General features: G+C 43.8%; 7 protein-coding genes. 5 read left to right on the top strand and 2 right to left on the bottom strand.

Annotated features, from left to right (window positions below):
• The coding region (locus tag F6J94_RS26710) for a hypothetical protein (RefSeq protein WP_293045792.1) at nt 1-319 on the top strand (319 nt) is incomplete at its 5' end.
• On the opposite strand, the gene F6J94_RS26705 is transcribed toward F6J94_RS26710, so the two are convergent.
• Both F6J94_RS26705 and F6J94_RS26700 read right to left on the bottom strand, forming a co-directional pair.
• Complete coding sequence (locus F6J94_RS26705) at nt 303-599, bottom strand: hypothetical protein (RefSeq protein WP_293045790.1); 297 nt, start codon at nt 597-599, stop codon at nt 303-305. The two genes, F6J94_RS26710 and F6J94_RS26705, sit on opposite strands and share 17 nt — an antisense overlap.
• Before the next feature lie 20 nt (nt 600-619).
• Nucleotides 620-3,607, bottom strand: a complete 2,988-nt coding sequence (locus F6J94_RS26700; protein WP_293045788.1) for a pentapeptide repeat-containing protein — start codon at nt 3,605-3,607, stop codon at nt 620-622.
• A 23-nt stretch (nt 3,608-3,630) separates the two neighbouring features.
• Between F6J94_RS26700 and F6J94_RS26695 the strand changes: the two genes are divergently transcribed.
• From F6J94_RS26695 to F6J94_RS26680, 4 genes are all read left to right on the top strand, one after another.
• On the top strand, nt 3,631-3,768 hold the full coding sequence (locus tag F6J94_RS26695; RefSeq protein WP_293045785.1) for a hypothetical protein: 138 nt from the start codon (nt 3,631-3,633) through the stop codon (nt 3,766-3,768).
• A 272-nt stretch (nt 3,769-4,040) separates the two neighbouring features.
• Nucleotides 4,041-4,655 carry a hypothetical protein gene (locus F6J94_RS26690; RefSeq protein ID WP_293045782.1) on the top strand — a complete coding sequence of 205 codons (615 nt, stop codon included), beginning with the start codon at nt 4,041-4,043 and terminating at the stop codon, nt 4,653-4,655.
• A 123-nt stretch (nt 4,656-4,778) separates the two neighbouring features.
• Nucleotides 4,779-5,189, top strand: a complete 411-nt coding sequence (locus F6J94_RS26685; protein WP_293018908.1) for a HEPN domain-containing protein — start codon at nt 4,779-4,781, stop codon at nt 5,187-5,189.
• Nucleotides 5,186-7,469 (top strand): ParA family protein (locus tag F6J94_RS26680; RefSeq protein ID WP_293045780.1); only part of this gene is annotated, 2,284 nt, incomplete at its 3' end. The genes F6J94_RS26685 and F6J94_RS26680, both read left to right, overlap by 4 nt.

Below are 7,469 nucleotides of genomic sequence, written 5' to 3'. Positions count from 1 at the left end.
TCCCGAAAACAGCTTTACCACGGAATCTGTCAATGGTAAAGTGCCATCCACTAGTAATACGGTGGCTACAGATACAACAGATACAACGCAAAGCAATTCTATAGAGACTAATTCTACACAGACTAATACTATAGATACCAATACTACAGATACCAATACTACAGAGACTATTGAGGCTGAGACGACGGCTGAGTCGCAGACAGAATCACCAGCTCCGAAGACTCAGCCTACTGTTCATGGGCAGGGGAGCTTGAACCGATTACTGGATACTTTGTTTCCCTATAATCAATCTTTTAATAGTCCTAGCAAAGACACATAGTAGGTCTGAATTGGGTTAATGGGAGTCGGGAGTCGGGAGTCGGGAGTCGGGAGTCGGGAAAAAATGCTGTGGATAGGATTAGTATGGCGCTAGATAAACTAGATTTGCGATTTTGCGATTTTGCGTTCGCGTAGCGTGACCAAAGGTCAATCGCATAGTAGCTCCCCAGACCGATCCCTTGTTTGCGATCGCATAAAAATTCCGTAGACCGATCCCTTGTTTGCGATCGCTTAGCATGACCAAAGATCAATCCCATAGTGTGACTTTCGGTCAATCCCATAAAAATTCCCTAGACCCAGGCTAGGGTGAGGTTGGGTCATTTTTTAAGGCTTCTGGCACATTAATCGCTGTCTCCAACCCCTGCACGTTCTCCCACTTCGTGTCCTCATTCCAGGAAATGTTTTCGAGGTTTGCCCCGGTTAGGTTTGCCCCGGTTAGGTTTGCCCCGGTTAGGTTTGCCTGTCTGAAGTCTGCCTGTCTGAGGTCTGCCTTGATTAGGTTTGCCTTGATTAGGTTTGCCTTGATTAGGTTTGCCTTGATTAGGTTTGCCTTGATTAGGTTTGCCTCAATTAGGTTTGCGGAGCTGAGGTTTGCTTCGATTAGGTTTGCGGAGCTGAGATCTGCATCAATTAGGTTTGACTCAATTAGGTCTGCCTCGATTAGGTTTGCCTCAATTAGGTCTGTCTCGATTAGGTTTGCGAAGCTGAGGTCTGCTTTGATTAGGTTTGCGGAGCTAAGGTTGGCGGAGCTAAGGTTGGCGGAGCTGAGGTCTGCTTTGATTAGGTTTGCCTTGATTAGGTTTGCGGAGCTAAGGTTTGCGTCAATTAGGTTTACCCATCTGAGGTCTGCCAAACTGAGCAATCCCCCAATTGTTTTTAGAAAATTGTCAACCTCGACGCTATTGCTGTAGTTAATAATGCGAAGCAATCGCTTACTATCAAACCCTTCCGTGTCTGGTTTACCGCAGGGATGGAAAGAGATTTTATCCTTAAGTTCATCCTTTGTCTGGGCGTAACGGTGCAATTCTAGGAGCAAAATCATGGTATTGAGACCAGCAGCGATATCTACCTGTCGCTGACCTAACTCAACCCCATGCTTGCGCAATTTTTGACCCGTTTTCTGGGGTAGGGTTGTTTCCTCCAGGATGTCAATAAATTCCCCATTGCACCAGCGCCCATAGAAATCTTCCAAGCGCTCAAATAACTGCACCGGTCGAAAGTCATCACTAGTATCTAGCAGCGCCATCAAATAGTCCACAATTTCTGGTGTTAGTCTGCCGTAACCCAATAAATCGTAGATTTCCTCTGCCAGCTGATCGTTATCGATAGTAAATCCTCGACGCTTCTTACGGGGTTCTGTCCAGTCTTCCAGGCTTTCTTGCAACCGCAGAGCACACAAAAACTCACCAAAACTTTTATGGACAAACTCCACTGCTCCTTCTGTGACACCAGAACCAGACGCTGGTCGGAGGTAAAACGCTGCCAACGCATTTCTGAGGGGGTTTTCGCCAATGCGCTTTTGTGCCTTTTCCAGCAGTTCTCTGGCACCATCATCTTCTTTCAGGCGTTCCTCAATCATAGTGATAGAAGCCCATTCCCCACCGGCTTGGGTAACGCATAACCCGGCTTCGGTCAGAATCCGCCGCAAATCCTCAGTTTCTTGTTCAGTTATTTCAAAATGGAGGTCTTTGGGACGCTGCTTGGTCAGTACCCAGTCTAGAGCAGTTTGATAAATCAGAATTTTGGCATTAGTACTGCTAGCCCCCACAAACATTTGGTCTGTTAATTTACCATCCCGATGCATGGCTGCTAACAGGTACAGTAATAGGGGCTCTTGGGCTAATTCCTTTACTCGTTCTGGACAGTGTTGGGCTTGGAAAAACCTCTTAAATCCAGTGGCTTTATCCTGACCAACGAGGTTTCCCCAGTTCCTAAACCACTGCTGCTGGAGCGTCTCATCCATCAGCGCTATTTGCACCCGCTCCAGATTCCTGGGTGTAACAATGCCTTGCAAAGCCAACTCTCTGCCAGTCACTAAAAACCGATGTCCCAAGTTTGGGTTTTGCTGGCAGTTTTCTTGATAGTACCCCACCTTTTTGAGAAAATCTTCTATACCGCCAATGGTTCTCCCTTCCATCCGCAACTCATCAAAGCCATCCAGTAAGAACAAAAAGCGAGTATTGGGGTCAGTCAACCAGCCATCTTTCTTGGCAAAATCTGCCTGAACAGCTGCGCGGAGGGTATTCTCGATATTTTTCTCAAAGGTATGAATATCCCGCAGTCGAATTAATATAGGTGTCCAGATCGGATGTAAGTGCTGGCGCACCCAATCCGCCAACATCCGACAAAAGACTGTTTTCCCGCGCCCTGGTCCCCCTTGAATAAACATCACCTGACCATTTTTCTCAGGGTTAGTAAGCTGCTGTTTTGCCCAACTTTCTAAATTAACTGGGTTTGCCTGTTTTTTTACCTTGCCATTGGTGTCGAGTAACTGAGCCTTTAGGGGTACATAGATATCAGGAATTTTAAAGTCTTCACCCAGTACCTTCCAAAGTTGAAGTCTATTAGGGTCACTGGGATTAGGGGATATTTGCTCAGTTAGGTAGGTTTCAATGTTACCGTATTTGCGAGTTGGTGCTGTTTGCTGGGCTGCTGCTCTGTGCAGGCTGAAACTATTGACTATATCCTCTGGCTCGTATGAAAGTAGTGAGTCTATACAACCATAGGTGCCCCAAGCTACCCACCCAGTCACCAGGGGAATGATATTTGGATCCAGTCCTACTTGTTTGAGGTATTGGGATAATTGCTGATTTAAGGCTTGCCCTAACTTGGATTCAGGGAAGTAGTCCCATGCTTGATCAACTAGCGCCTGATCTAAGTTCAGTTCTCCAAGCTGGTCAATTTGCTGCTTGGCATCGTTATCGATATCGTTACCGGATACTCCAACACCAATTTTTACCTTTAGCCAGTCATTTTTGTGAACCAAGCTATCAAAGCTCATGATATAGGCTAGGGGAAACGCGATTCCTACCCATTGCTCCGGAGTTGGCTTGTTGTTGGTCTTGGCACGAAGCAGGTTTAGCCCTTTGCGGCTGAGTCCCACAAAGGATAACCCTGCCGCAACAGCAGCCGCTGGCGCAAGTGGAGTACCCAGCAAACCAAGAGCAATCATTAATTCTAAGCTAGCTTTAGAAACCTCTGCTCCAGCTTCAACGGTTTCTCCAGGGGTTCCTAATAACTCCCCGATGTCAGTGTTAAGAATTTGCCAAACTTGTTGAAATGTTACCACTATCTTAGTTTTGCAAAGTTACTGTGCTAGGTTTACACGAACCTAATATTTTAGTTGCAATTATAGCGATTGTGAATTGGAGTAGGGAGATGGGGAGATGGGGAGATGAGGAGATCGGGAGATGGGGAGATGGGGAGATGGGGAGATGGAGGTTTTATTAAAATTGTTGGCTAATTTCAAAATTTATTAATTCATTACTATTATCAATCTTATACTAATCAGGCAATTTGGCATTGTCAATTTTAGGGCTTTTGATCAAGTATTGACATGGATTTTTTATGTGACTATAATTCAAGCTAACTTTATTAGTTTAAAAGCGATTATCATAAATCATAATAATTTATCATAACCAAAAAATCCTGTTAACTATTTCTTGCTGTTCCCTGCTCCCTGTTCCCTATTATTTTATACATACTGAAGGAGGATACTTTCTGTGACTAATATTTATCACCAATTAGCTCTTGTGACTACTGCTGTCGCTTTAACCTCTGCTACTGTTGCAGTTTTACCGGCTGCTGCTGAGCAAATAATTAACCAAGAATTCAGTGGCGAACTTGAATTGTCGGATTTTCCTAGTTTTCTGCCAGAGCCTCCTCCCAAAACTAGAGATTACGAGGGGTTTGTTGAGTACAATCCTGAAGGAGAATTACTTTCTTGGTTTCTTGATGTAGAAGGTTTAGAGCAAGTCGGTTCTGATATTAACCTTGAACCTTTTCCTTCTCCGTTTCCTCTTCCTCCTAGAACCTTTGTTACTACCTTTAACGCTACCCCTGATAGTTGGATTATAGATATCGATTTTGGTAGGGCTTTTGATGCCGGGGCTTATATCCTTACCTGGAACAGAGAGTCAGGAATTACCTTTACTCTTGGCGGTTCCCTATTACCTCCAACTATCTATGTTGATCCGAATCCTAATTTTAGCGAAACCATCACCGAGGATCCTTCAAAGCCAGATGCAACTAGTGTACCTGAACCTGTGTCTGGATTGGCGCTACTGGGACTTAGTGCTTTAGGGGCTGGTTCTTTGTTTAGAAAAAAGGATAAATAATCAGGGATTATTGTTCAGTCGTATTTCAGAGTTATAGACTCTAAGTATAGAGCGAGTTAAGTCCATTATTATGGACTTTTTTTTGTGTTATAATCTATCAAATTCATTGTAATTATACTTGTAATGTATCCTAATAATTACAAAGACTGGCTAGATATTGCAAATGAACGGGCGGCAGATGCAGACGCTATACTCAAAAATAGAAGTCAATCAATTGGATCAGTTTATATGGCAGGCTATGCCATTGAATCTAGTCTCAAGGCTTTATTACGATCTAGAAATAAATCATTTCCGAAACATGGCAATCAGGGGCATAATCTACGGGGTTTATGGGAAGCAGCGGGATTTCGTCTCTCCGATATCCGTGACTCTACAGGTGCAAAGACATTTTTTATAGAAAACTGGGATACATCCCTACGTTATCAAATAACCTGTAATAGTAGCCTGACAATGGCGGAGTTGGTAGATGGAGCAAAGCAGTTAACAAACTTTATAAAGTTTAAAATTAGTCCTAAATCCGGGAGGCGCAGATGAACCATTCAGAAATCAAAGAGCGTATTCATCAAAATATGTCACGTGCAGCTTTAGATATTACAGAGCTGCGGGTTAAACCCGATCCGTTTCTAGGCTGGCGTATTGCTGTCATTTCCCTAGGATTTGATGGCAAATCCAAACAAGAACGTAAGAACATTGTTCTAGAGGGGCTAGAAGAATTGACAATTCAGTGGTTAGATTTGCTCACTCCTGAGGAGAAGGAGCAGGAATGGGCTGACTCTGTTCCCATTGATTCTACCCTGGAAAACGTACCCTTTTGGCCTGAAGCTCTGGCTCGCTCTCGCTCTGGCTCTAGTAATCCTGAAGCAATCCTATTTCCATCGGATCTAGACGAAGACCTTGACCGACCGATCGTTGCAACATTTTATTCCCTTAGAGGAGGAGTTGGTCGCTCAACTGCCCTGGCTTATACTGCCCGAATTCTTGCCAGTCGTGGACGCACTGTGCTCTGTGTTGACATGGATTTAGAAGCTCCAGGATTAGCGGCTTTGTTTGGAAAGGAAGACGAGATTAAGGATCAACAGGGGTTGGTATTTGTTTTACTAAGTTTGGAGCAAGGGGAAGAGCCTGACATCCGTAATCATATTCTGAGGGTTTCTGAAACTGATGAGATTTACTGTATTCCGGCAGGTTTGCCCAATGCCAATTATGCGCGTTTACTGAGCTTTATGGAACCTGGAGCTTGGTATCGGGAAGATAGAAATCCATTACGTGAACTGATTCAGATTTTAAGTAGTGATCGTCTTCCTTTCAAACCTGATGTCATTTTACTAGATGCTCGCACAGGAATGACTCCTCTCAATGGACCGCTCCTGTTTGACTTGGCTGATCTGGCAATTATTGTGTTCTTTCCTCATCCTCAAGCTCAAAGGGGTACGGGTGAACTGGTTCGTGCATTGCTTGCTGCTGAGACTAGACGAACTGAAACTGAACAGCGGCTTACTCCAGAGCCACGATTTATTGTGTCTCCAATTCCTGCTAGTAAAGCACCAGAAGTTGTGGAACGATATCAACATAGAGCTATTGAATGGATTGGAGAGTGGCTCTCTATTCTGAGGGATAAACAATCGAGATCAGAGCCGATTAAAGAATCAGATATTACACATTTTATTCCCTATCGAGAAGAGATTGCTACATCAGATAAAATCTTATCTAATCAAGAAACGTGGCGTGACTTTGAGCCGGTTGCTGAATGGTTAGAACGTTTTATCCCTACAGCTAGTGAAGAAGAGCTACCGGATAGTTTACCCGATAGTAAGGGGCAAATTTTACAGGAATTAGAATTTTCTGCAGGAACAGCAGAATACCAAGATAATTTTCTGGAAACCTTTGTAGAAACACAGTTAGTCAATCGCGCCCTTAAGCCTAACATAGTTCTAATCCGTGGTCGTAAAGGTACTGGTAAAACGGCTATTTTCCGCCGCCTCCTGGAAGATTCTAAGCAAGATTCCATTGTAGTGTTATCTCCCAGTCCTCTTAAAGGCGATCGCCCGTGGGTTATTAACTCTGAAGGTTTCAAGGCCATTGATGAGGCTTTAGAAACTACGGGAAAAAGCTGGCGTGACTTTTGGTTACTCCAGACTTGTCTTGCCTGTCACCTATCCTGGCGTGGAGAGAAGCCTCAACCAGATGACGCTGTCTCACAAGTTCTAGGAACTGATCCTACTAACGAATTAGAACTTGTCCGATGGTTTCAGAATTTACTACCACAATCTCAAATTGGTTTATTGGCAAGAGATTGGCTGACTCGTTTCGATGGTGCTGCACAATCTACTATTCTTCTTCTTTTCGATGGACTGGATACAGGATTTGGAAATACACAGGCAGATCGAGAAAGACGCACTAAAGCCATTGAAGGACTGCTTTCGTTGATTACTGACTTAGGGGACAATATGAAAAACTTAAAATTCAAAGTTCTATTGCGAGAAGATATCTGGCGTAGCCTTCGTTTCGATAATAAAAGTCACTTTTTCGGGCGATCTGTAGTCCTTGAATGGCGTGAGCGCTCAGATTTTTTTAAAGTTATAATTAAGCAAGCTCTGAAATCGGATAGATTTAAAGGACTTGTAGTAGACTCAATTCAGCAAGGTAGTTTGTTATCAAATTTGTCATCAAGTAGTGACGCCTTTAGTGACTATTTGAGTGAATCACAGGTCTTTGAAATTTGGAATCTTTTGGTTGGTGAGCGGATGAAAGGGGGTAAATCTGCCTTTACTCGGAACTGGGTCTGGAAGCGAATTGCTGATGGCAGTAACAACA

The sequence above is a fragment of the Moorena sp. SIO1F2 genome, from assembly GCF_010672755.1.
Classification (GTDB): domain Bacteria; phylum Cyanobacteriota; class Cyanobacteriia; order Cyanobacteriales; family Coleofasciculaceae; genus Moorena.
Note: the sequence above shows the minus strand (reverse complement) of the source record. Positions and strands in the feature narration are given on the sequence as shown.